The following is a 23438-nucleotide window of genomic DNA, read 5'->3' on the forward strand; positions in this document are numbered from 1 at the left end:
GCCTAATGGCGTATCCCTATGCCGGTGCATAGCGTTTCGCTCTAGTCGAGCAGCACTTGACATAACCGTAACCCTATGGTTGAGGTTGAGAGTTCAGGCTGGACCGATCTGTACGAAAGCGTGATACACACTCATGGAAGGCGAGAGCCGATGACGCCCCCGCACAACTACCTCGCCGTAATAAAGGTCGTCGGCATCGGCGGCGGCGGCGTGAACGCAGTCAACCGGATGATCGAGCAGGGACTCAAGGGAGTCGAGTTCATTGCCGTCAACACCGACGCGCAAGCGCTGCTGATGAGTGACGCCGACGTCAAGCTCGACGTCGGCCGGGAACTCACCCGCGGGCTCGGCGCCGGCGCGGATCCCGAAGTCGGCCGCAAGGCCGCAGAAGACCACAAGGACGAGATCGAGGAAGTCCTCAAGGGCGCCGACATGGTGTTCGTGACCGCAGGCGAGGGCGGCGGCACGGGTACCGGTGGCGCACCGGTCGTGGCGAGTATCGCGCGCAAGCTCGGAGCCCTCACCGTCGGTGTCGTCACCCGCCCCTTCTCCTTCGAGGGCAAGCGCCGCGGCGGCCAGGCCGACACCGGCATCCAGTCGCTGCGCGAATCGTGCGACACCCTCATCGTGATCCCGAACGACCGCCTCCTGCAGCTCGGTGACGCCGCCGTCAGCCTCATGGACGCGTTCCGCAGCGCCGACGAGGTGCTGCTCAACGGTGTCCAGGGCATCACCGACCTCATCACCACCCCCGGTCTGATCAACGTCGACTTCGCCGACGTCAAGGGCGTCATGTCCGGCGCGGGTAGCGCGCTGATGGGCATCGGATCCTCGCGCGGCGAGGGCCGCGCCATCAAGGCCGCGGAATCGGCGATCAACTCTCCGCTGCTCGAGGCGTCGATGGAGGGTGCGCGCGGCGTGCTGCTCTCGATCGCCGGTGGCAGCGACCTCGGCCTGTTCGAGATCAACGAGGCGGCGTCGCTGGTGCAGGAAGCTGCCCACATCGACGCGAACATCATCTTCGGCACCGTCATCGACGATTCGCTCGGCGACGAAGTGCGGGTCACCGTCATCGCCGCCGGGTTCGACGGCGGCGCCCCCGCCCGCCGGCCGGTCGAGTCGGGCGCTGCCGGTCGCAGCGCCATCGGTGCCGGGCGCGCGGGCGAGGTCGGACAGTCGGCCGACCAGCACAGCGAGCCGATGTCGGTGACCCGCGAGACGATCAGCTCCCACCAGAGCCCGAGCAGTCTGCCGCCGCTTCCGGGAAACGGTCAGTCCCGCGCGGTGCCGGTGTCCGACGAGGAGGGTGAAGACGAAGTCGACGTGCCCTCCTTCATGCGTCGTTGAGTTCACCGTCCGCCCCCGATTTCAGGGTTCGCCGGGTCGTCACCACCCGTGCCGGAGGGCACTCCGTCGCACCGTACGACACGTTCAACCTCGGTGATCACGTCGGCGACGATCCGGCCGCGGTGGAGGCGAACCGGCGTCGACTGGCAGACAACATCGGCGTGGCCTTCGACCGCCTGATCTGGATGGAGCAGATCCACAGTCGCAACGTGACCGTGGTCGACGGGCCCACCGACGTGCCGGTACCCGCCACCGACGCGCTGGTGACGACGGTTCCGGGGATCGCACTCGCGACCCTCAGCGCCGACTGCGTCCCGGTGCTGCTGTCCGACGACGAGGCCGGAGTGATCGCCGCAGTCCACGCCGGCCGGATCGGCGCCCGTATCGGCATCGTTCCGCGGGTGCTCGACGTCATGGTCGAGCAGGGGGCGCGCGTCGACCGGATCGGCGCATTCCTGGGTCCGGCGGCCAGCGGCCGACAGTACGAGGTCCCCGCGGCGATGCAAGCCGACGTCGAGAAGTTCCTTCCCGGCAGCGCCACCCGCACCGTCAAGGGCACCCCCGGCCTCGACCTGCGGGCCGGCCTGCGGAAGCAACTGCTCGACGCGGGTGTCGCGGGGGTGGCGGAGGATCCGCGCTGCACCATCGAGGACCAGACACTGTTCAGTCATCGCCGGCAGGCCCCGACCGGTCGGCTCGCGGCGGTGATCTGGATGGATACTGGGCAAGACAGCGTGTGACGACGACCGCCGACGGCGGTGAGGATCGGTGTGGGAGTGGAAACGATGAGCAGGGTCGGGGAGATCGAGGCTGCGCTCGGCGCCGTGCGCGCACGGCTCGACGCGGCGTGCCGGGACGCCGGTCGCGACCCCGCGGAGGTGTCGCTGCTGCCCGTCACCAAGTTCTTCCCCGAATCCGACGCGCGGATCCTGTACGAACTCGGGTGCCGCGAATTCGGGGAGTCGCGGGAGCAGGAGGCCACGGCCAAGATCGCGGAGTTCCGCACCGTGGTGACGGATCCGTCGGTGCGGTGGCACATGATCGGACACCTCCAGCGCAACAAGGCGAAGGCCGTCGCGCACTGGGCGTACGCCATCCACTCGGTGGACAGTGAACGGCTCGTCGGCGCCCTCGGCCGCGCAGCCACGACGGCGCTCGAGGCGGGGGAGCGGCCCGCGCCCCTGCGGGTGCTGCTGCAGGTCAGTCTGGACGGCGATCCGCAGCGCGGCGGTGCCGCGATCGCCGACCTCGAACACCTTGCCGCGGAGGTGCAGGCGTCGCCGGGACTCGAGTACCGCGGGCTGATGGCGGTTCCGCCGATCGACGCCGACCCGGACGCGGCGTTCGAGGAATTACAGAAGATTCACGCGCGGCTCAGGCGCGACCATCCGGATGCGACGGACCTCTCAGCGGGCATGACGAATGATCTCGAGCACGCTGTCCGACACGGGTCGACGTGCGTGCGTGTCGGAACCGCGCTGTTGGGTTCGAGGCCTATAACCTCGAAATAGATCGCCCAGGTGATCGCCAACCCGTCCACACCGCTGCGACCGGTCGCAGTTGGATCCTGTCCGCCGCGCCAAGGAAGGTCGATCAATGAGCAGTCTGCACAAGTTCAAGGCTTACTTCGGCATGGTTCCCCTCGACGACTACGAGGACGAGTACCTGGACGAGCCGGAACCTGCGCGCAGGGCTGCTCGACCGGCCCGCGACAGTGGACGTGATCCGTACCTCGACCGTGACGACCGTGACTTCGCCGAGCCGGCCTTCAGCAAGGCTGCCTATGCTCCCGGCCGCCGGGACGACCTCGACGACGACTTCGACCGGTACGACGGCCCCCGGCACTCGTCCCGGGTCGAACCCGTGGCCGTCCGGTCGGCCCGTCCCAGCGCGAGCGGTGCGGTGCGCGGCAGCACCCGTGGCGCGCTGGCCGTCGACACGCGGTCCGAGCGGGTGGAGAGTCGTCGCGGACCCCTCTTCGACGAAGGTGGGCCGCTGTCCAAGATCACCACGCTGCGCCCCCGCGACTACGGGGAGGCCCGCACCATCGGCGAGCGGTTCCGTGACGGCACCCCCGTCATCATGGACCTCGTCGAGATGAGCAACGCGGACGCCAAGCGCCTCGTCGATTTCGCCGCCGGACTGGCATTCGCGCTGCGCGGGTCCTTCGACAAGGTGGCCACGAAGGTGTTCTTGCTCTCACCCGCAGACATCGACGTGTCCGCCGAGGAGCGTCGCCGCATCGCGGAAACCGGCTTCTACAGCCAGAAGTAAACCGGGGAGCGGGGGAAACGACCATCGGGATCCGAACGTCCGAAACGGCGCGGGCCGCGGCGGCTGTGGCGGAGAAAGCCCTGGCCACGCGGCTCGTTTTGATCGGCCGGACATTCTCAGGCAGAGTGAAGGTGTGGCCTTGTTCTCGGTGATCTACTTGATACTGTTTGTCTTTTGGCTGCTACTCATCGGCAGAATCATTGTCGAGTTCGTACGGACCTTCGCACGAGACTGGCGGCCAACCGGCGTCGTGGTCGTCATTCTCGAGGCGATTTTTACGGTCACCGATCCACCGGTCAAACTGCTACGGCGGTTGATCCCCCCGATCAATCTCGGTGGGGTGCGGTTGGATCTATCCATCATGGTCTTGCTGTTCATCGTCTTCATCCTGATGTCGATCGTTCAGGGACAAGCGCGTGCTACGGGTCTGGTGTGACAGAATGGACCCCATTGATCCAGTCTTGTTTCACCGTTACGTAGACTGCGCTGTAACTGAATGCTTGCTAGACCGCCAAATGACGCGTGAAGGGATCCTTCCATGCCGCTGACTCCCGCTGATGTGCACAATGTCGCGTTCAGCAAGCCACCGATCGGTAAGCGGGGCTACAACGAAGACGAAGTCGATGCGTTTCTCGACCTCGTCGAGCAAGAGTTGTCGCGCCTGATCGAGGAGAACGCCGACCTTCGGCAGCGAGTAGGGGAGCTCGACAAGGAGCTCGCCGATGCGAAGAAGGCTCCACGCTCCGGGTCCGCAGCACCGACTCCCGCCCCCAAGGCGGAGCCGGCTCGCGTGGTCGAGCAGCCCAAGGCTCCCGCGCCGGCACCGGCTCCCGCCGCTGCAGCCGCGGCCGCTCCCGCCCAGGGCGCCGACGCTCACATGCAGGCCGCCAAGGTTCTGGGTCTCGCCCAGGAGATGGCGGACCGCCTCACGAGTGACGCGAAGACGGAGTCCGAGCAGCTGCTCGGCAACGCGCGCACCAACTCGGAGCAGCTGGTCAGCGACGCACGGACCCGTTCCGAGACGATGATCGCGGACGCCCGCCAGAAGTCGGAAGCACTGATCACCGACGCTCAGACCCGGTCCGAGACCCAGCTGCGCCAGGCCAAGGAGAAGGCCGATGCGCTGCAGGCGGACGCGGAGAAGAAGCACACCGAGATCATGGCGACGATCAACCAGCAGCGTTCCGTGCTCGAGGGTCGTATCGAGCAGCTCAAGACGTTCGAGCGCGAATACCGTGTGCGCCTGAAGTCGTACCTGGAGTCGCAGCTCGAGGAACTGGAGCAGCGGGGATCCGCAGTTCCGGTGGACGGCGGTCAGGATTCGTTCGCGCAGGGTGGATCGCAGTCCAACTACAGCCAGTCCTACGCCAAGGGCAATAGCTGACTGAGCGCGCGGTAGTTGCCCAGCCAGCGGCCCGGATAGAGGTTGAGCCGTGCTGGTCGTGACACTCGCTCTTGCAGCGGTGGGGTTCGCTCTCCTAGTGGTGGCTCTCATGACCGGTTCGGTCGTGTGGGCCTGGGGATGCATCGTGGTGTGCGTCGCCGGAGCGGTCCTGCTGCTCGTCAGCGCCCTTGCAGGCAAGAAGGCGGCGGCCGTTCCGGGGCAACCCACGAGCGGTGTCCCCGGTGACCGCGGTCCCACACGGGACGCGGACACGGCGCCCGGATCCGACGAGGGCGACTGAGCTGCCGTATCCCGGTGCCGATTGAGCCGCCCCGCGGCGGTGGCGGCTAGACTGCATTCAGCGAATAATTCAGTAACCGAGTTTCGCGGCGACGATCCGGCCATCACCGGGGAGCCTTCGGAAGAACGGCCGGCACGCCGGCTCAGTAGAACCGAACGGGTGGGCCCGTCACAGCCCGGCACCGAGAGGCGCCCTCCGGGGTGCAAGCGGGGTGGTACCGCGGTGGTGACGCAGGAGGCGTCTCCGTCGTCCCCGTGCCGAGTACGTCAGGCACGAGGAGATCGCGGTGACCGACACCAGCAACGTGACCAGCAGCAACGAGTCCTACCCCAAGGTCGACTACGGCGTCTCCCAGGACGCGGGTGTCCGGTTTCCCCAGATCGAGCAGCGTGTGCTGGCCGGCTGGGACGAGGACGACACCTTCCGGGCGTCGGTCGCCCAGCGTGACGACGCCCCCGAATTCGTGTTCTACGACGGTCCGCCGTTCGCGAACGGTCTCCCACACTACGGCCACCTCCTGACGGGGTACGTCAAGGATCTGATCCCGCGGTTCCAGACCATGCGCGGCAACAAGGTCGAGCGCCGATTCGGCTGGGACTGCCACGGACTGCCCGCCGAACTCGAGGCGGAGAAGCAGCTCGGCATCAAGGACAAGTCCGAGATCGACGTCATGGGTCTCGAGAAGTTCAACGAGTACTGCAAGTCCTCCGTGCTGCGATACACGGACGAGTGGCGCGACTACGTCACCCGGCAGGCCCGGTGGGTCGACTTCGACAACGACTACAAGACCCTGGACCTCGACTTCATGGAGTCGGTCATGTGGGCGTTCAAGGAACTGTTCGACAAGGGCCTGATCTACCAGGGCTTCCGTGTGCTGCCGTACAGCTGGTACGAGCAGACGCCGCTGTCGAACCAGGAGACCCGGCTCGACGACGCGTACAAGATGCGCCAGGATCCCGCCGTCACGGTCGACATGCCGCTGCACGGCGAGGGCCCGCTCGACGGAGCCAACGCGATCATCTGGACCACCACGCCGTGGACGCTGCCGTCCAACCTCGCGGTCGCGGTGCACCCGGACATCGACTACGTCCAGGTGACGGGCGCGGACGGCAAACGCTACGTGCTCGCCAAGGATCGGCTGGGGCACTATGCCCGCGAACTCGGCGAGGCACCCGAGGTGCTGTCCGAGCACAAGGGTGCGGACCTCGTCGGGCTCCACTACGACCCGCCGTTCGACTTCTTCGTCGGTCACGAGAACGCGCACCGCGTCATCTCCGCCGACTACGTCACCACCGAGTCCGGTACCGGAATCGTCCACCTCGCACCGGCTTTCGGTGAAGAGGACATGGAGTACTGCACGGCGAACGGGATCGAGATCGTGCAGCCGCTCGACCCGGGCGGCAAGTTCACGGCGATGGTGCCGCCGTACGAGGGTCTCCAGGTGTTCGACGCGAACCCGGTGATCATCAAGGACCTCAAGGCTGCTGGAAAGTTGCTGCGGCACGAGACGATCGAGCACTCGTACCCGCACAGCTGGCGCAGCGGGCAGCCGCTGATCTACATGGCGGTCCCGTCGTGGTTCGTCGCGGTCACCAAGTTCCGCGACCGCATGGTCGAGCTGAACCAGGACATCACGTGGGTGCCCGAGCACATCCGCGACGGACAGTTCGGCAAGTGGCTCGAGGGCGCCCGCGACTGGAACATCAGCCGCAACCGGTACTGGGGCAGCCCGATTCCGGTGTGGGTGTCCGACGACCCGGCGTACCCGCGCACGGACGTGTACGGCTCGCTTGACGAACTCGAGCGCGACTTCGGGGTGCGGCCGACGGATCTGCATCGGCCGATGATCGACGACCTGGTGCGCCCGAACCCGGACGACCCGACCGGGAAGTCGATGATGCGGCGTGTCCCCGAGGTCCTCGACTGCTGGTTCGAGTCCGGCTCGATGCCGTACGCGCAGGTGCACTACCCGTTCGAGAACCGTGAGTGGTTCGACGGCCACTTCCCGGGCGATTTCATCGTCGAGTACAACGGGCAGACCCGCGGCTGGTTCTACACGCTGCACGTGCTGGCGACGGCGCTGTTCGATCGTCCCGCCTTCAAGACCGTTGCGGCTCACGGCATCGTCCTGGGTGAAGACGGACTGAAGATGAGCAAGTCCAAGGGCAACTACCCGGACGTGAAGGAGGTGTTCGAGCGGGACGGCTCGGACGCCATGCGCTGGTTCCTCATGTCCTCGCCGATCCTGCGCGGCGGAAACCTCGTCGTCACCGAACAGGGCATCCGCGAGGGTGTCCGGCAGGCGCTGCTGCCGCTGTGGAACGCGTGGAGCTTCCTGCAGCTGTACGCGCCGACGTCCGGTGAGTGGCGCACGGATTCGACGAACGTCCTGGACCGGTACATCCTCGCGAAGCTGGCCGGAACCCGGGACGCCATCACCGGCGCGCTCGAGACGAACGACATCGCCGGGGCGTGTGACGAACTGCGCACGTTCTGCGACGCGCTGACGAACTGGTATGTGCGGCGGTCGCGTTCGCGCTTCTGGGACGAGGACAAGGACGCCGTCGACACCCTCCACACGGTGCTCGAGGTGGTCACCCGGCTCGCCGCTCCGTTGCTGCCCCTGATCAGCGAGGTCATCTGGCGAGGACTGACCGGCGGACGGTCCGTGCATCTCGCGGACTGGCCGGCCCACGGTCAGCTGCCGGCGGATGCGGAGTTGGTGTCGGCGATGGACGAGGTGCGGTCGGTGTGCTCGACGGTGCTGGGACTGCGCAAGGCGCAGAACCTCCGGGTGCGGCTGCCGCTGCCCGAGGTGACGGTCGCGTCCGACGACGCGGAGCGCCTGCGCCCGTACCTGGGTCTCATCGCCGACGAGGTCAACGTCAAGAAGGTCGACCTCACCACCGACGTGGACGTGCACGGCCGGTTCGAGCTCGTCGTCAACGCGCGCGCCGCGGGACCGCGCCTGGGCAAGGACGTGCAGACCGTCATCAAGGCCGTGAAGGCCGGTGACTGGTCGGAGAATTCGGACGGCGTCGTCGTCGCGGCGGGGATCGAGTTGCTGCCGGAGGAGTACACGCAGCGGCTCGTGGCCGCCGAACCGGAGTCGACGGCAGCCCTGCCCGACGGGGCCGGTCTGGTCGTCCTGGACTCGGTGGTCACCGAGGAACTGGAAGCCGAGGGGTGGGCGAAGGACCGGATCCGCGAGTTGCAGGACGCGCGGCGCGCCGCCGGGCTCGAGGTGTCCGATCGGATCACCGTCGTCCTCGACGTGCCCGAAGAGCGGCGGGACTGGGCGCTCGCGCACCGCGAGCTGATCGCGGGCGAGATCCTCGCCGTCGAACTGGAACTGGCCGAGGCGCCGGGCGACGCCGTCGAGCTCGGTGAGGGTGTGCGGGCGGCGATCGCGAAGGCGTGACCTGTCGGACCGGGCGGGTATTTTGCATCAGGTGAGTCGTCGGTGGGTGCTGCACCTCGACATGGACGCGTTCTTCGCGTCGGTCGAGCAGCTCACCCGGCCGACGCTCCGCGGCCGCCCGGTTCTCGTCGGTGGTCTCGGCGGGCGCGGCGTCGTCGCCGGCGCCAGCTACGAGGCGCGGGTGTTCGGCGCGCGTTCGGCCATGCCGATGCATCAGGCCCGCCGGCTGGTGGGTCCGGGTGCGGTGGTGCTGCCGCCGCGGGGTCGCCTTTACGGCATGTTGAGCAAGTCCGTGTTCGACGCGCTCCGCGGCCCGATGCCGGTGCTCGAGCAACTGTCGATGGACGAGGCGTTCGGCGAACCCATCGAGCTGGCCGGGGCTGATGCGGGCACGGTGCAACGGTATTGCGAGGGACTGCGCGCCCTGGTGCTCGAGGAGACGGGACTGGTCGCGTCCATCGGCGCCGGGTCGGGCAAGCAGGTGGCCAAGATCGCGTCCGGTCTGGCCAAACCCGACGGGATCACGGTGATCCCGCCGGACGAGCAGCATGCGGTGCTGGACGAGCTTCCGGTGCGGAAGCTGTGGGGCATCGGCCCGGTCGCCGAGGAGAAGCTGAAGCGGCTCGGCATCGAGACCATCGGCGGGTTCGCGCGGACCCCGGAATCGGAGGTGGCGTCCATTCTGGGCACCACGGTCGGACCGGGCCTGCACCGGCTGGCGCAGGGCATCGACAATCGGCCGGTCGCCGAACGCGCCGAGTCCAAACAGGTCAGTGCGGAGACGACTTTCGCCACCGACATCATCACGATGGCGGAGTTGCGCGGTGCCGTCGAGTCGAGCGCTGCGTCCGCGTTCGGGCGCCTGCAGAAGGACGGCCGGGCCGCGCGGACGGTGGTGCTGAAGCTGAAGAAGGCGGACATGAGCATCGTGACGCGCTCGGTCACGCTGCCCTACGCGACCCTCGACCGTCAGATCCTCGTCGCGGCGGCGCAGCGGCAGGTGATCGATCCGCTCGAACTCGGGCCGGTGCGTCTGGTCGGGGTGGGATTCGCCGGACTGTCGACGGTCCGCCAGGGCTCGCTGTTCCCCGAACTGGACCTGGACGTCCCGGGTTATCAGGAGTCGAAGATCACGGAGGCGGGCGCCGCCGACGGCCTCTCCGCGCCCGTTCCCGCACCCGCCCGGGCGATCGACACCCGGTGGCATCCCGGTCTCGACGTGACGCACCCGGACTTCGGTCACGGCTGGGTGCAGGGGGCGGGCCACGGTGTCGTGACCGTCCGATTCGAAACGCGCACAACGGGTCCGGGGAAGGCGCGGACCTTCAAGGAGGACGACGCACAACTCGAACAGGCCGATGTGGAAGGCTCGCTCGAGTGACCGGACCCACCGCCCGGACGAAGGAGTGGAGACCGGCTCCACGAGAAGGTAGCCTCGGGCGCTGATGCTTACCCTTGGGTAATGTTGGCCCGGGTAGCGATAGATGCTCAGATCGTCCGAGAACGAACACCGAGAATGAAGAGGTTATTGAGTTGAAGCTTCGTAAGATCACGGTTGCCGGAGTAGCAATCGCCGCAGCCCTCACGATGTCCGCGTGTGGCTCCGACGAGAGCGACACGGCGACCAAGACCACGACGACGACTTCCGCAGCTGCCGAGACCTCGGAAGCCATCGAGGTGCCCACCGCGGCCGATCTCAACGCGCTTCTGGTGCAGGGCCTCGATCCGGCCACGCCGCTCGAGGTCAAGTCCGCGATGGTCGAGGGCTCGGAGCAGGATCCGGAGCTCATCAACCAGGTCGCCGCCGCAGCCAAGGCCAACAACGCCGAGGTCACCGTTCTCGACCCGGTCATCGACAACGGTGACGGCACCGCCAGCGGCCAGCTGCAGCTGACCGTCAACGGCCAGGTCCAGCAGGGTGGCGTCCCGGCCATCTTCGTTCCCGGCGAGAACGGAACGTGGAAGCTGTCGAAGATCACCGCATGCCAGATCGTGTCGCTCGCGCAGCTGACCTCGCCTGCATGCCCTGCCTGATTCCAGGCCGAATGACGCGGTCCTGACGGATCGCCGCGTTCTACCATCGATGCCGGTGTCCCCTCGGGGACACCGGCATCGATGGTTCGTGGCCTGGTCGGTTCAGCCGGCGGGGGCGGGTGCGAGCTTCGCGACGGCGGTGGCCGTCAGGTCGCCGAGGACGCCGGCGTCGATCGGGTCCTGGCCCGTCGCGACCAATTGAGTGACGGTGCTCCCGACGACGACCACCACCACGTCCGAGACCAGACTGACGCCCTCGCTGGTGGTGACGAGCCGGAACGCCACCGATGCGTCGCCCGCGGGCTGCTGCTCGCGGCCGCCGACCCGGTACTGCACCTGCACGCCGTCGGCGTCCGTGCCGGTGTACTCGGTGCATCCCACCAGCCGGTCCTGCACCGCCGCGAACGCCGCGGAGGCGTCGGCGCCGGTGCCGTAACTGGCCGCGTCCTGGTCGATGGTCGCGAAGCCGGGGCCGGTGAACCAGCCGGACGCCGACGCCACCGCGCCCGCACGCTGATCCGCGACGGGCGACAGCACGGCGCCGCATTCCGCGGGATCCGTGCTCGACTTGTCGGAGTCCGCCGACCCCGACGCCGGAGGCAGCCCCAGATCGTCCTCGGGATCGGGCACGGGGGTGAAGCCGACGGGAAGGTCCCCGACGTCGAGGAGAGCCGCCTTCAGCGCGCCCCGATCGGTGAACGGTGTGCCCGCCGCATCCGGCGCTGCGGTCACCACCGGTCCGAGCGGCGCGAGTGAGGCGCCGGCACCGGAGTCGCCGGACGCGCTCGACGAGCACGCCGACAGTGCGAGCACCGCGAAGAGGGAACAGGATGCGGCGACGGTTCCGCGGCGCATCAGGAACCCCACCGGACCGAGTTCGACGTGGTCTGGTGCAGGCGGGTGGAGCCGTCCGGGTCGCTGTACTCCTGGTCACCGCGCACGGTCACCGTCCCGGTGACGGGCAGCGGAAGGCCGAGGTCGACGGTCATGGTGCCCGAGCCCTGCATCACGTACTGGTCGACGTTCAGCGTGCCCGCCTCCCCGGGCAGCTCCCAGACGGGGGACTTCGGTTTCTGGTCGATCGTGTAGTCGACGGTGAGGCGGTTGCCGTCCCGGGCGGTCAGGGTGGCCACCGTGGTCTGGTCGAGGGCGATGCCGCTCATCACCTGCTGGTGGATCGTCCACTGGGCGCCCACACCGACGGGCTCCGCCGGAAACGGGACGGTGCGGTACACGGCCTGGTAGAACGCCTGCTCGATCGCGGAACGGGCGATGTCCTGAGCTTCGGCGTCGGGACGCAGTCGCAGTGCGGTGATCGCACCGGTGGGGTCGACGGTGAATCCGGCGCCCGAACCGGCACTGGCCTCGAGCGCGCTGCCGAGCCGGTCGTCGGGGCTGGTGACGTCACCGAGCGTGAGGTCGACGGTGGTGCCGCCGTCGGTGTCGTCGGTCGACTGCCCGACGGCGGCGGTGAGGGGGAGTGTGATCTCGGGTGAGGAGAAGTCCTGGGCGGGCTGGTCGTCGATCTGCTGGAACACCTGTGCGTCGGTGATCAACTGCACCTGCTGCGTGACCCCCACCGGCGGTCTGCGCTGGATCACCTCGCGCGGCTCCTCGCCGGGCTGGATCAGTTCGACGGTGGTCGCGGAGATCGGGACGGTCACTTCGGCGGGCGTGGACGTGGACCCTGCGGGGTTCGACTCCGAGGAGTCGCCGTCATCTCCGCACCCGGCGGTCAGAGCGACCAGGGAGAGGGTTGCGGCGAGTAGGCAGAATCCGGGTCGCAGAGCTTTCGAGAACAGTGGCACGCCCCCAGGTTAGTGCGCGCGGGAGCGCGTGAACGGAGGCTTGCCTCCGTAGTGGATGATGAACGGGTGAGTCAAGACCCCACGGCAGAGAACGAGACCGACGCCGAAGACCGAAACGACGGTGACCCGTCCGGCAGCGCACCGCCGCAGCCGGTGAAGCATCAGCGCAGGCTGCTGCTCTTCGTGATCGCAGGTGTCGTCCTGGCCACGGACCTGCTGACGAAGATCCTCGCCGTCGCCAACATCGAGCCCGGCCGGCCGGTCTGGCTGATCGGGGACATCGTCTCGCTGCGGCTCGTGCGCAACCCGGGCGCGGCGTTCTCGATGGCCACCGGCATGACGTGGCTGCTCACGCTCGTCGCCGTGGGTGTGGTGATCGGCGTCGTCCGCATCGGCCGCACGCTGCGGTCGCCGTGGTGGGCGCTCGGTCTGGGGCTGGTACTCGGCGGCGCCCTCGGCAACCTCGTCGACCGGTTCTTCCGGGCGCCGGGAGTGATGCAGGGGCACGTCGTCGATTTCGTGTCCGTCGGCTGGTGGCCGGTGTTCAACGTGGCGGATTCCGGCATCGTGTGCGGTGCGATCCTGCTCGTCGTGCTCACCCTGATCGGGCTGGAACCGGACGGAACACGTAAGGGGGTAGAGAAGTGAGGGAAACACGGTCGATGCCGGTCCCGGACGGGCTCGAAGCGATGAGGGTCGACGCCGGACTCGCTCGACTACTCGGGTTGTCGCGCACCGCGGTGGCTCAGCTCACCGAGGAAGGTTCGGTGCTCGTCGACGGCGCGCCCGTCGGCAAGTCGGATCGCCTGTCCGCAGGCGCCTGGCTCGAGGTGGAACTGCCCGAACCGCCGCGTCCGCTGACCATCGAGGCGGAACCCGTCGAGGGCATGGAAATCCTGTACGCCGACGACGACGTGGTCGCCGTCGACAAACCGGTCGGTGTCGCCGCCCACGCCAGTGTGGGCTGGACCGGTCCGACGGTGATCGGCGGACTCGCCGCCGCAGGCTTCCGGATCTCGACGTCCGGTGCGCACGAGCGCCAGGGCATCGTGCATCGGCTGGACGTCGGCACGTCCGGAGTGATGGTGGTGGCCACGTCGGAACGCGCCTACACACTCCTCAAGCGCGCATTCAAGCAGCGGACCATCGACAAGCGGTACCACGCGCTGGTGCAGGGTCACCCGGATCCGAGCAGCGGAACCATCGACGCGCCGATCGGCAGGCACCGCAGCAACGACTGGAAGTTCGCCGTCACCGCGGACGGCAAGCCCAGCATCACGCACTACGACACGGTCGAGGCGTTCCAGGCGGCGAGCCTGCTGGACATCCACCTCGAAACGGGCCGGACCCATCAGATCCGCGTCCACTTCGCCGCACTGCGGCACCCGTGCTGCGGCGACCTCACATACGGGGCCGATCCGCGGCTGGCGGAACGTCTCGGGCTGGAGCGGCAGTGGCTGCACGCCCGGTCGCTCGGTTTCGCGCATCCCGCGGACGGGCGGTGGGTCGAGATCACGTCCAAGTACCCGAAGGATCTCGAGGACGCTCTCGGGGTTCTGCGGGCGAGCTGATTTGAGGCGCCCGCACCCGAGCGGTCCGGCGGTGCCGGCAGTGCTCACCGCCGTCGCCCTGATCGCGGTGACGGTCGTGCTCGGAGTACTGCACCCTGTCCGCCGGGCGCCCGTGTCGACGGACACGCTGGGCCCGGACAACGGGGAAGTGGTGGCCGACTACCTGGCCCGGGCGGACCGGTCGCTCGACGCGCCGGACGCGCGCCGCGAGCACTGGGCGCTGGTCTCGTTCGCGCGTCCGGTGACGACGGAGGTCGTCCGGGACGCCGCCTCCGGCACCCGGGTGTCGCAGGTTCTCTTCCGTGTGCCCCTGGACCGGGTGCAGACACCCCTCGTTCCCGTGTCCGTCGCGGCAGGCGATGCGGCGCTCGCACGGGCGAGTGTCCTGGCCGCCGGACGCGCCCAGGCGATGACGGGCGAAACGGAGCGGCAGGCGCAGATCGCGGCGGTGTCGTCGGAGGAACTCGCCCGGAACTGCGCGTGCGTGATCGGTGTCGTCGTCCGCGGTGATCACGAAGCCCTCACCGCGCTGCGGTCCGCCCCGGACGTCCGGGCGGTCGAGGCACTCGGAGCCGAAGCCGTCGCCGGGCGGTTCGCCGTGCGCCCGCTGTTGCCGGAGCAGGTCGAGATCGTCGCGCCCGGCCCCGACGACGGCATCGTCCCGGGGAGCGGTTCGTGAAGGCGAGGAAGGCGGAAACCGTGGGCGCCGCGTGCGGAGTCGGCGCCTACGTGCTGTGGGGCGCGTTCCCGGCGTTCTTCGGATTGCTCGGCCCGGCCGGGTCGGTGGAGATCCTCGCGCACCGGGTGGTGTGGACGCTCGCGCTCATGTTCGTCGTCCTCGCGGTCTCGGGCCGGCTCCGGTCGCTGCGCGGGCTGAGTGTGCGCACCTGGCTCCTGGTCTCGGCCGCGTCGACGGCCATCGCGGTGAACTGGGGCACCTATATCTACGGGGTCACCTCGGACCGGGTGGTCGAGACCGCGCTCGGCTACTTCATCAACCCGTTGGTGAGCGTGCTGCTCGGGGTCGTGATCTTCCGGGAACGGCTCGTCCCCGCCCAGATCGTCGCCCTCGCGCTCGCCGCAACCGCGGTGATCGTGATCACCGTCGACTACGGGCATCCGCCGTACATCGCGCTGACCCTGGCCGCGTCGTTCGCCCTGTACGGGCTGTGCAAGAAGGTGATGCCGCTCGACCCGCGGACGAGCCTGACCGCTGAGGGAATCGTGGCCGCGCCCGTCGCGATCGGCTACCTCGTGTTCCTCGCCCTCACCGGGGCCGGCACGTTCCTCGGGTTCGGGATCGGTCACACCCTGCTGCTGCTGGCCGCGGGACCGGTGACCGCGCTGCCGCTGTTGCTGTTCGGCGCGGCCGCGCAACGGGTGCCGTTGCGCACACTCGGCATGCTGCAGTACCTGACACCGGCGCTGCAGATGGCGTGGGGTGTCGCCGTTCTTCACGAGGACATGCCCGCGTCGCGGTGGATCGGTTTCGCGCTGATCTGGGTGGCACTCGCGATCTTCAGTACCGATGCGCTGGTACGGGTCCGGCGCGAGCGGCGAAATACCGAACCGTCCCAGGCGCCCGTCCAGTAACTCGCGTCACGACTTCTCCGACACCCGCCGTCGGCGACCGGTGCTGTCGGTCCGAGGGCCTACACTCGTGAGGCTCCCAGACCTTCAGAGAGGCGCACGTGGCTGACTCGTTCGTACATCTGCACAATCACACCGAGTACTCGATGCTCGACGGTGCGGCCAAGGTCGGCCCCCTGTTCGAAGAGGCCGAGCGACTGGGGATGTCGGCGGTCGGCATGACCGACCACGGCAACATGTACGGCGCCAGCGAGTTCTACAACGTCGCGAAGAAGCAGGGCATCAAGCCGATCATCGGCATCGAGGCGTACATCGCGCCCGAGTCCCGCTTCAACACCAAGCGCGTGTTGTGGGGCGACCGCAGCCAGAAGTCCGACGACGTCTCCGGTAGCGGTGCGTACACCCACATGACGATGGTCGCGGAGAACGCGACCGGTCTGCGGAACCTGTTCAAGCTGTCCTCGCTCGCGTCGATCGAGGGCCAGCTCGGCAAGTGGGCGCGGATGGACGAAGAGCTCATCGCCACCCACCACGAGGGCATCATCGCGACCACGGGCTGCCCGTCCGGTGAGATCCAGACCCGGCTGCGACTCGGCCACGACCGCGAGGCGCTCGAGGCCGCCGCCAAGTGGCAGGAGATCTGGGGCAAGGACAACTTCTTCCTCGAGCTGATGGACCACGGGCTCTCGATCGAGCGACGGGTGCGCGAGGGCCTGCTCGAGATCAGCAAGAAGCTCGAGATTCCGCCGCTCGCCACCAACGACTGCCACTACGTCACCAAGGAAGCCGCGGAGAACCACGAGGCGCTTCTCTGCATCCAGACCGGTAAGACGCTGTCCGACCCCACCCGGTTCAAATTCGACGGCGACGGCTACTACCTGAAGCCGGCCGCGGAGATGCGGGCGCTGTGGGACGACCAGGTGCCCGGCGCGTGCGACAACACACTGCTGATCGCCGAGCGGGTCCAGTCGTACGACGACGTCTGGGCGCACCACGACCGGATGCCGATCTTCCCGGTCCCCGAGGGTGAGACGCAGGGCACCTGGTTGCGCAAGGAGGTCATGCGCGGACTGGATCGCCGGTTCCCCGACGGACCCCCCGAGGAGTACCTCGCCCGCGCCGACTACGAGATCGGCGTCATCCTCGAAATGGGTTTCCCCGCCTACTTCCTCGTCGTCGGTGACCTCATCAACCACGCCCGGGAGGTCGGCATCCGCGTCGGCCCCGGCCGAGGCTCGGCGGCCGGGTCGCTCGTCGCCTACGCGATGGGCATCACCAACATCGACCCCATCCCGCACGGCCTGCTGTTCGAGCGGTTCCTGAACCCCGAGCGCGTCTCCATGCCCGATATCGACATCGACTTCGACGATCGCCGTCGCGGCGAGATGGTGCGCTACGCGACGGACAAGTGGGGCAGCGACCGCGTCGCCCAGGTCATCACGTTCGGCACCATCAAGACGAAGGCGGCCATCAAGGACTCCGCCCGAGTCCAGTTCGGTCAGCCCGGTTTCGCGATCGCCGACCAGATCACGAAGGCGCTGCCGCCGCCGATCATGGCCAAGGACATCTCGGTGTCCGGCATCACCGACCCGAACCACGAGCGCTACAAGGAAGCGGTGGAGGTTCGCGCCCTCATCGACTCCAACCCGGACGTCGCGAAGATCTACCAGACGGCCAAGGGACTCGAGGGCCTGATCCGTAACGCCGGCGTCCACGCCTGCGCGGTGATCATGTCGTCCGAACCGCTGATGGACGCGATTCCCGTGTGGAAGCGCGCCCAGGACGGCGCCATCATCACCGGCTGGGACTACCCGTCGTGCGAGGCCATCGGCCTGCTGAAGATGGACTTCCTCGGACTGCGGAACCTCACCGTCATCGGTGACGCCATCGACAACATCAAGGCCAACCGGGGGATCGACCTCGATCTCGACACCCTCGCGCTCGACGATCAAGCCACGTACGAACTGCTTTCGCGCGGAGACACTCTCGGCGTGTTCCAGCTCGACGGCAGCGCGATGCGCGACCTGCTGCGCCGTATGCAGCCCACCGGTTTCGAGGACATCGTCGCGGTGCTCGCGCTGTACCGGCCCGGTCCGATGGGCATGAACGCGCACAACGACTACGCCGACCGTAAGAACGGGCGGCAAGAGGTCAAACCCATCCACCCGGAACTCGAGGAGCCCCTGAAGGAGATCCTGGCCGACACGTACGGCCTGATCGTCTACCAGGAGCAGATCATGCAGATCGCTCAGAAGGTGGCCGGGTACTCGCTCGGACAGGCCGACATTCTCCGCCGAGCCATGGGTAAGAAGAAGCTCTCGGTGCTGGAGGAGGCGTACGCCGGCTTCCGGGAGGGCATGCTCGCCAACGAATTCTCCGAGCCCGCCATCAAGGCACTGTGGGACACCATCCTCCCGTTCGCCGGGTACGCGTTCAACAAGTCGCACGCGGCCGGGTACGGCCTGGTGTCGTTCTGGACCGGGTATCTCAAGGCCAACTATCCGGCCGAGTACATGGCCGGTCTGCTCACCTCGGTCGGTGACGACAAGGACAAGGCCGCCATCTACCTCGCGGACTGCCGCAAGATGGGTATCACCGTGCTGCCGCCGGACGTCAACGAATCGGAGGTCAACTTCGCCTCCGTCGGTGAGGACATCCGGTTCGGAATGGGCGCCGTCCGCAACGTCGGCGCCAACGTCGTGGGCTCGATCATCAAGGCGCGCAAGGAGAAGTCCAAGTTCGTCGACTTCTCGGACTACCTCAACAAGATCGACGCCGCCGCCTGCTCCAAGAAGGTCACCGAATCGCTGATCAAGGCAGGCGGGTTCGACTCGCTGGGCCATCCGCGCAAGGGACTCATGCTCGTCCACGCCGACGCCATCGACGCGGTGATGGGCACCAAGAAGGCGGAGGCGATCGGACAGTTCGACCTCTTCGGCGGCGACGACGCCGACGAGTCGATCTCCTCGGTCTTCAACGTGAAGATCCCCGAGGAAGAGTGGGACTCGAAGCACCGGTTGGCGCTGGAACGGGAAATGCTGGGACTGTACGTGTCCGGGCACCCGCTCAACGGCGTCGAACACGTGCTGTCGGCGCAGTCCGACACCGCGATCCCGACCATCCTCGAAGGCGACATCAAGGACGGCACCCAGGTCACCGTCGGCGGCATCCTCGCGTCGGTGAACCGGAGGATCAACAAGAACGGTCTCACCTGGGCGTCCGCGCAGCTCGAGGATTTGACCGGTGGTATCGAGGTGCTGTTCTTCCCGCAGGCCTACTCGGTGTACGGGATGGACGTCACGGAGGACTCCGTCGTGCTGGTCAAGGCGCGCGTGTCGATTCGTGACGACCGGATCTCACTCATCGCCAACGATCTTGCGGTGCCGGATCTCTCGGCGGTGGGGGTCGCGAAGCCGCTGGCGGTCAGTCTGCCGCTGCGTCAGTGCACCAAGGACAAGCTCGGCGCGCTGCGTCAGGTCCTCACGCGCCATCCGGGCACCTCGGACGTGCACGTGCGGTTGATCGGCGGCACCGAGGTCACGTTGTGGAAGGTGGACGACGTGCTCCGGGTGGAACCGTCGTCGGCGTTGATGGGCGATCTCAAGGCGCTGCTCGGACCGAGCTGCCTGTCGGTGTGACGGCTAGGGGCGCGGCGGGTAGAGGCGCCGCGCCCACCACACGACGACGGCCACCGCGGCGGCGGTGAGGACGGCCGCCTGCAGTGTCTGGGTGACGACGAGGATCGTGACGAAGACCAGCAGCGCGACAGCCAGCGCTTCCAGCTTGTACAGGGGCCACGCGGTGCCGGCGAGATCGACGGTGCGGGCAGGGTTGCTGCGGCGAATCTCGCGGCGCACCCATGCGTCGTGTGTCGTCATCGCAGGTCACCTCACTGGCGCGGGTCGGGGGAGCGGACATCCCCCGCGTGGGATCAGGGTACTCGGAACCCGGAGTTCGGCGCAACGAACAATCGGATGTGGTTCTTCGCATGTGCGCTCGTTCGGTGGAATCGGTGGCGCGTTCTCGCGCATCAGGTGTTGACTGGACGCATGCCACTCACAGGTGAATACGAGCCCAGTACGTCCAAGTGGGCAGCAGATCAGGCCGAGTTGATGGAATCCACCGATGGAGCGAAGGGCACGACGCTGGGCGGCAGGCCCGTCGTCCTGCTGACCACGCGTGGCGCGAAATCCGGCAAGCTCCGCAAGACGCCGTTGATGCGTGTCGAACACGACGGGACGTACGCGATCGTCGCCTCGCTCGGCGGCGCACCCAAGAACCCGGTCTGGTACTACAACGTGAAGGCCGAGCCGCACGTCGAACTCCGCGACGGCTCGACCACACAGGACATGGTGGCCCGTGAGGTGACGGGCGAGGAGAAGACCGCCTGGTGGGACCGCGCCGTCGCCGCGTTCCCGGACTACGCCGAGTATCAGAAGAATACCGATCGGGAGATCCCGGTGTTCGTGCTCGAACCCGCCTGACCCGCGCCCCGCTGTCCTTCGCCGTTCGACCGTCCCCCGACCGGAGGCCCGATGAGAGCGAAAACCGTTGCCGATCAGTTGGTACGTCAACTCCAGGACGCCGGCGTCCAGCGGATCTACGGAATCGTGGGCGACAGCCTCAATCCCGTCGTCGACGCGGTCCGGCGGTCGGGCGGCGCGGCGAAGGGCGGAATCGACTGGATTCACGTGCGTCACGAGGAGGCCGCCGCGTTCGCCGCGGCAGCCGAGGCGCAGGTCACCGGCAAGCTGGCGGTGTGCGCCGGCTCGTGCGGCCCGGGAAACCTGCACCTGATCAACGGCCTCTACGACGCGGACCGCTCGGGGGCGCCGGTACTTGCGATCGCGGCGCAGATCCCGAGCGAGCAGATCGGACTCGGCTTCTTTCAGGAGACCCACCCGGACCGCCTGTTCGTCGAGTGCTCCCGGTACGCGGAGCTGATCGGAAGTCCCGCCCAGGCGCCACGCGTGACGGCGTCCGCCATCGCGCACGCGACCGCGCTGTCCGGTGTCGCGGTCATCACGCTGCCCGGCGACATCGCGGACCGGCCCGCCGAGGGGAAGGCGCCGTCGGTGCCGCGGACCGGCGCACCGGCGATCGTGCCCGACCAGGCCGACGTGCAGGCGCTCGCCGACGCCGTGAACGCGGCGGGAAAGGTCGCGATCTTCGCCGGCGAGGGTGTGCGGGAGGCGCGCGAGGAGTTGCTGAGCCTGGCCGACACGATCGGTGCGCCGATCGGCCACACGCTCCGCGGCAAGGAATGGATTCAGTACGACAACCCCTTCGACGTCGGAATGACGGGGCTGCTGGGGTACGGGGCGGCGCACGACGGGATGCACGGCGCCGACCTCCTGCTGCTCGTCGGAACGGACTTCCCGTACAACCAGTTCCTGCCCGACGGAGTCCGCACCGCGCAGATCGACTGGGCCGCACAACGAATCGGCCGGAGAACGAACGTCGACCTGGCCGTGCACGGCGACGTGGCGAGCACGTTGCGTGCCCTCGCCCCGTTGATCCGGCGGAAGGACGATCGCCGATTCCTCGACGACATGCTCGACAAGCACCGGACACTGATGAACAAGGTGGTCGGTGCGTACACCAAACCCGCCAAGCAGCGCATCCCGATCCACCCCGAATATGCGGCGTCGATCCTCGACGACCTCGCCGCCGACGACGCGATCTTCACGACCGACACGGGAATGTCGAACGTGTGGACGGCGCGCTACCTGACACCGAACGGGTCGCGGCGGTTCCTGTCCTCGGCCCTGCACGGATCGATGGCGAACGCCCTGCCCCACGCGATCGGCGCCCAGGTGTGCGCGCCGGGCAGGCAGGTGGTGTCCGTGTCGGGCGACGGCGGGCTGTCGATGCTGCTGGGGGAACTGGTGACGGTCGCGATGTACCGGCTCCCGGTCAAGATCGTGGTGTTCAACAATTCCACTCTGGGGATGGTCAAGCTGGAAATGCTGGTGGACGGGCTGCCGGATTTCGGGGTGGACGTGGCACCCGTCGACTACGCGGCGGTGGCGTCGGCCCTGGGCATCTTCGCCCGCCGGATCGAGGATCCGGCCGACATCGAATCGGGCCTGCGGCAGGCGTTCGATCACGTCGGACCGGCGCTCGTCGATCTGGTCACCGACCCGCTGGCGTTGTCGCTGCCACCGACCATCACTGGCGGGCAGGTCACCGGTTTCGCGTTGGCGTTGTCGAAGATGGTGATGAACGGGGGTGTCGGCGAGGCCGTGAAGATGGCGAAGTCGAACGTCCGCAATGTTCCGCGACCGTCCCAGTTCGATCCGCGCGGCTGAACCCGACTGGTATCCCGTGGCTGGAGAGTGGGAACATATCCGGGTGTCCACATCGCCCGATACCGCAGCCCAGAACATCACCTCGCCCCTGACGGTGGGCGACATCGATGCGGCCATCGAGCGAATTTCCCACGTGATCGACGCGACCCCCTTGCAGCGGAGCGAGCGCCTGTCGTCGCTGACCGGCGCGAACGTCTACCTCAAGCGCGAAGATCTGCAGGTCGTCCGCTCCTACAAGCTGCGCGGCGCCTACAACCTCATGGCGCAGCTCGATGCCGGCGAGCGTGCGGCCGGAGTGGTGACGGCCAGCGCGGGCAACCATGCGCAGGGCGTCGCGTTCGCCTGCCGGACAATGGAAATCACCGGCCGCATCTACGTTCCGTCGAACACCCCCAAGCAGAAGCGGGATCGCATCCGCGCGCACGGCGGCGAGTTCGTCGAGCTGATCCTGACGGGGGAGACGTACGACGCCGCTGCCGCTGCGGCCGCCGCCGACGTGCGGCGGACGGGCGCGACGATGGTTGCGCCGTTCGACGACGCCCGTACCGCGGCCGGTCAGGGCACCATCGCCGCCGAGATCCTCGCGCAGCTCGGTGCGGCCCCCGATACCGTGCTCGTCCCGGTCGGTGGCGGCGGATGCATCGCCGGCATCGCCACGTATCTGCGTGCGCACGCACCCCGCACGGCCATCGTCGGGGTGGAGCCGACGGGGGCGGCGTCGATGACGGCGGCCCTGGTCGCCGGTGGTCCCGTGACGTTGACGGAGATCGACCCGTTCGTCGACGGCGCCTCGGTGAAGCGGGTCGGCGACCTTCCCTACGCCGTGGTGTCCGCCCTGGGCGCCGAGGTGGTGACGCACACGTCACTGGGCCAGTCCGACCGGTCCACCACGATCCGGCTCGATCCCGAGAGCTTCGTGATGGCCAACCTCGACGAGGGCGCACTGTGCACCACGATGCTCGAGCTGTACCAGAACGAGGGCATCATCGCCGAGCCCGCGGGCGCCCTGTCGGTGGCGGCCCTCGGGAACATCACGTTCGAACCGGGGTCCACGGTGGTGTGCCTGATCTCCGGAGGCAACAACGACGTCTCGCGGTACGGCGAGATCCTGGAACGTTCGCTGGTGAATCTCGGCCTGAAGCACTACTTCCTCGTCGACTTCCCGCAGGAGCCGGGCGCGCTGCGCCGCTTCCTGGACGAGGTGCTCGGCCCCGAGGACGACATCACCCTGTTCGAGTACGTGAAGCGCAACAACCGGGAGACCGGCGCCGCGCTGGTGGGTATCGAACTCGGCAAGGCCGAGGGGCTCGGCGAGCTGCTCGAGCGGATGGAGCAGTCCCGGATGCAGGTGGAACGCCTGGAGCCGGGGAGCCCGGCGTACCGCTACCTCACCTGAG

Annotated in this window: 21 protein-coding genes; 18 read left to right on the forward strand and 3 right to left on the reverse strand. The window is 68.0% G+C overall.

Annotated elements, in window-relative coordinates; translation table 11 throughout:
• Positions 1-150: 150 nt before the first annotated feature.
• The 10 genes from ftsZ to QM841_RS25715 all read left to right on the forward strand — a co-directional run bounded on the left by ftsZ (position 151) and on the right by QM841_RS25715 (position 10761).
• Positions 151-1347 (forward strand): cell division protein FtsZ, encoded by a 1197-nt coding sequence (gene ftsZ, locus QM841_RS25670; protein WP_105413648.1) that lies wholly within the window; start codon positions 151-153, stop codon positions 1345-1347.
• Positions 1344-2087, forward strand: coding sequence for a peptidoglycan editing factor PgeF (pgeF, locus tag QM841_RS25675; protein ID WP_283334266.1), 744 nt, complete (start codon positions 1344-1346; stop codon positions 2085-2087). Before ftsZ ends, pgeF begins: the two co-directional genes overlap by 4 nt.
• 45 nt (positions 2088-2132) lie before the next feature.
• Entirely contained in the window at positions 2133-2858 is a 726-nt protein-coding gene (locus QM841_RS25680; RefSeq protein ID WP_283334267.1) for a YggS family pyridoxal phosphate-dependent enzyme, read from the forward strand.
• Positions 2859-2943: 85 nt separating this feature from the next.
• Positions 2944-3621: a cell division protein SepF gene (locus tag QM841_RS25685; protein ID WP_283334268.1), complete on the forward strand. Its 678-nt coding sequence runs from the start codon at positions 2944-2946 to the stop codon at positions 3619-3621.
• 133 nt (positions 3622-3754) lie between these two features.
• Positions 3755-4057: a YggT family protein gene (locus QM841_RS25690; protein ID WP_005247609.1), complete on the forward strand. Its 303-nt coding sequence runs from the start codon at positions 3755-3757 to the stop codon at positions 4055-4057.
• Between the two features lie 102 nt (positions 4058-4159).
• A complete protein-coding gene (gene wag31, locus QM841_RS25695) occupies positions 4160-5005 on the forward strand; it encodes a DivIVA-like cell division protein Wag31 (RefSeq protein ID WP_011594219.1) in 846 nt (281 codons plus the stop codon).
• A 49-nt stretch (positions 5006-5054) separates the two neighbouring features.
• Positions 5055-5306 (forward strand): hypothetical protein, encoded by a 252-nt coding sequence (locus QM841_RS25700; RefSeq protein WP_283334269.1) that lies wholly within the window; start codon positions 5055-5057, stop codon positions 5304-5306.
• A 286-nt stretch (positions 5307-5592) separates the two neighbouring features.
• A complete protein-coding gene (gene ileS / locus QM841_RS25705) occupies positions 5593-8727 on the forward strand; it encodes an isoleucine--tRNA ligase (protein WP_283334270.1) in 3135 nt (1044 codons plus the stop codon).
• A 31-nt stretch (positions 8728-8758) separates the two neighbouring features.
• Positions 8759-10108 carry a DNA polymerase IV gene (locus QM841_RS25710; protein ID WP_502943286.1) on the forward strand — a complete coding sequence of 450 codons (1350 nt, stop codon included), beginning with the start codon at positions 8759-8761 and terminating at the stop codon, positions 10106-10108.
• 152 nt (positions 10109-10260) lie between these two features.
• A complete protein-coding gene (locus QM841_RS25715; RefSeq protein ID WP_005247603.1) occupies positions 10261-10761 on the forward strand; it encodes a WKL family lipoprotein in 501 nt (166 codons plus the stop codon).
• A 102-nt stretch (positions 10762-10863) separates the two neighbouring features.
• Here the strand turns inward: QM841_RS25715 and QM841_RS25720 are convergent, their stop codons facing one another.
• Together QM841_RS25720 and QM841_RS25725 are read right to left on the reverse strand one after the other, a co-directional pair.
• Entirely contained in the window at positions 10864-11616 is a 753-nt protein-coding gene (locus QM841_RS25720; RefSeq protein WP_283334271.1) for a sensor domain-containing protein, read from the reverse strand.
• Positions 11616-12569, reverse strand: coding sequence for a hypothetical protein (locus tag QM841_RS25725; protein ID WP_280782552.1), 954 nt, complete (start codon positions 12567-12569; stop codon positions 11616-11618). Before QM841_RS25725 ends, QM841_RS25720 begins: the two co-directional genes overlap by 1 nt.
• A 51-nt stretch (positions 12570-12620) precedes the next feature.
• Here QM841_RS25725 and lspA point away from each other — a divergent pair, with 51 nt between their 5' ends.
• The 5 genes from lspA to dnaE all read left to right on the forward strand — a co-directional run bounded on the left by lspA (position 12621) and on the right by dnaE (position 19368).
• Positions 12621-13217, forward strand: a complete 597-nt coding sequence (lspA, locus tag QM841_RS25730) for a signal peptidase II (RefSeq protein WP_280782551.1) — start codon at positions 12621-12623, stop codon at positions 13215-13217.
• Positions 13214-14140: an RluA family pseudouridine synthase gene (locus QM841_RS25735; protein ID WP_029537355.1), complete on the forward strand. Its 927-nt coding sequence runs from the start codon at positions 13214-13216 to the stop codon at positions 14138-14140. Before lspA ends, QM841_RS25735 begins: the two co-directional genes overlap by 4 nt.
• Before the next feature lies 1 nt (position 14141).
• A complete protein-coding gene (locus tag QM841_RS25740) occupies positions 14142-14819 on the forward strand; it encodes a hypothetical protein (RefSeq protein ID WP_283334272.1) in 678 nt (225 codons plus the stop codon).
• On the forward strand, positions 14816-15733 hold the full coding sequence (gene rarD, locus QM841_RS25745) for an EamA family transporter RarD (protein WP_005574447.1): 918 nt from the start codon (positions 14816-14818) through the stop codon (positions 15731-15733). The genes QM841_RS25740 and rarD overlap by 4 nt, the downstream gene beginning before the upstream one ends.
• 98 nt (positions 15734-15831) lie before the next feature.
• Positions 15832-19368, forward strand: a complete 3537-nt coding sequence (gene dnaE, locus QM841_RS25750; RefSeq protein WP_280782548.1) for a DNA polymerase III subunit alpha — start codon at positions 15832-15834, stop codon at positions 19366-19368.
• Between the two features lie 3 nt (positions 19369-19371).
• Here the strand turns inward: dnaE and QM841_RS25755 are convergent, their stop codons facing one another.
• A complete protein-coding gene (locus QM841_RS25755; RefSeq protein WP_280782547.1) occupies positions 19372-19608 on the reverse strand; it encodes a hypothetical protein in 237 nt (78 codons plus the stop codon).
• A 171-nt stretch (positions 19609-19779) separates the two neighbouring features.
• Between QM841_RS25755 and QM841_RS25760 the strand changes: the two genes are divergently transcribed.
• Genes QM841_RS25760 through ilvA form a run of 3 tightly spaced genes read left to right on the forward strand, consistent with a single transcriptional unit; the run spans position 19780 to position 23437 of the window.
• Positions 19780-20214 carry a nitroreductase family deazaflavin-dependent oxidoreductase gene (locus tag QM841_RS25760; RefSeq protein WP_280782546.1) on the forward strand — a complete coding sequence of 145 codons (435 nt, stop codon included), beginning with the start codon at positions 19780-19782 and terminating at the stop codon, positions 20212-20214.
• A gap of 51 nt (positions 20215-20265) precedes the next feature.
• On the forward strand, positions 20266-22041 hold the full coding sequence (locus tag QM841_RS25765; RefSeq protein WP_283334273.1) for a pyruvate dehydrogenase: 1776 nt from the start codon (positions 20266-20268) through the stop codon (positions 22039-22041).
• A gap of 43 nt (positions 22042-22084) precedes the next feature.
• Complete coding sequence (ilvA, locus tag QM841_RS25770; RefSeq protein WP_283334274.1) at positions 22085-23437, forward strand: threonine ammonia-lyase IlvA; 1353 nt, start codon at positions 22085-22087, stop codon at positions 23435-23437.
• Position 23438: the final 1 nt, after the last annotated feature.

Origin of the sequence: Rhodococcus sp. IEGM 1307 (genome assembly GCF_030056915.1) — a bacterium.
GTDB lineage: Bacteria > Actinomycetota > Actinomycetes > Mycobacteriales > Mycobacteriaceae > Rhodococcus_F > Rhodococcus_F opacus_D.

Coding starts and splice junctions, on each gene's coding strand:
- ftsZ (WP_105413648.1), top strand. CDS start 151: ATGACGCCCCCGCACAACTACCTCGCCGTAATAAAGGTCGTCGGCATC.
- QM841_RS25685 (WP_283334268.1), top strand. CDS start 2,944: ATGAGCAGTCTGCACAAGTTCAAGGCTTACTTCGGCATGGTTCCCCTC.
- wag31 (WP_011594219.1), top strand. CDS start 4,160: ATGCCGCTGACTCCCGCTGATGTGCACAATGTCGCGTTCAGCAAGCCA.
- QM841_RS25755 (WP_280782547.1), bottom strand. CDS start 19,608: ATGACGACACACGACGCATGGGTGCGCCGCGAGATTCGCCGCAGCAAC.
- QM841_RS25680 (WP_283334267.1), top strand. CDS start 2,133: ATGAGCAGGGTCGGGGAGATCGAGGCTGCGCTCGGCGCCGTGCGCGCA.
- QM841_RS25760 (WP_280782546.1), top strand. CDS start 19,780: ATGCCACTCACAGGTGAATACGAGCCCAGTACGTCCAAGTGGGCAGCA.
- QM841_RS25765 (WP_283334273.1), top strand. CDS start 20,266: ATGAGAGCGAAAACCGTTGCCGATCAGTTGGTACGTCAACTCCAGGAC.
- QM841_RS25720 (WP_283334271.1), bottom strand. CDS start 11,616: ATGCGCCGCGGAACCGTCGCCGCATCCTGTTCCCTCTTCGCGGTGCTC.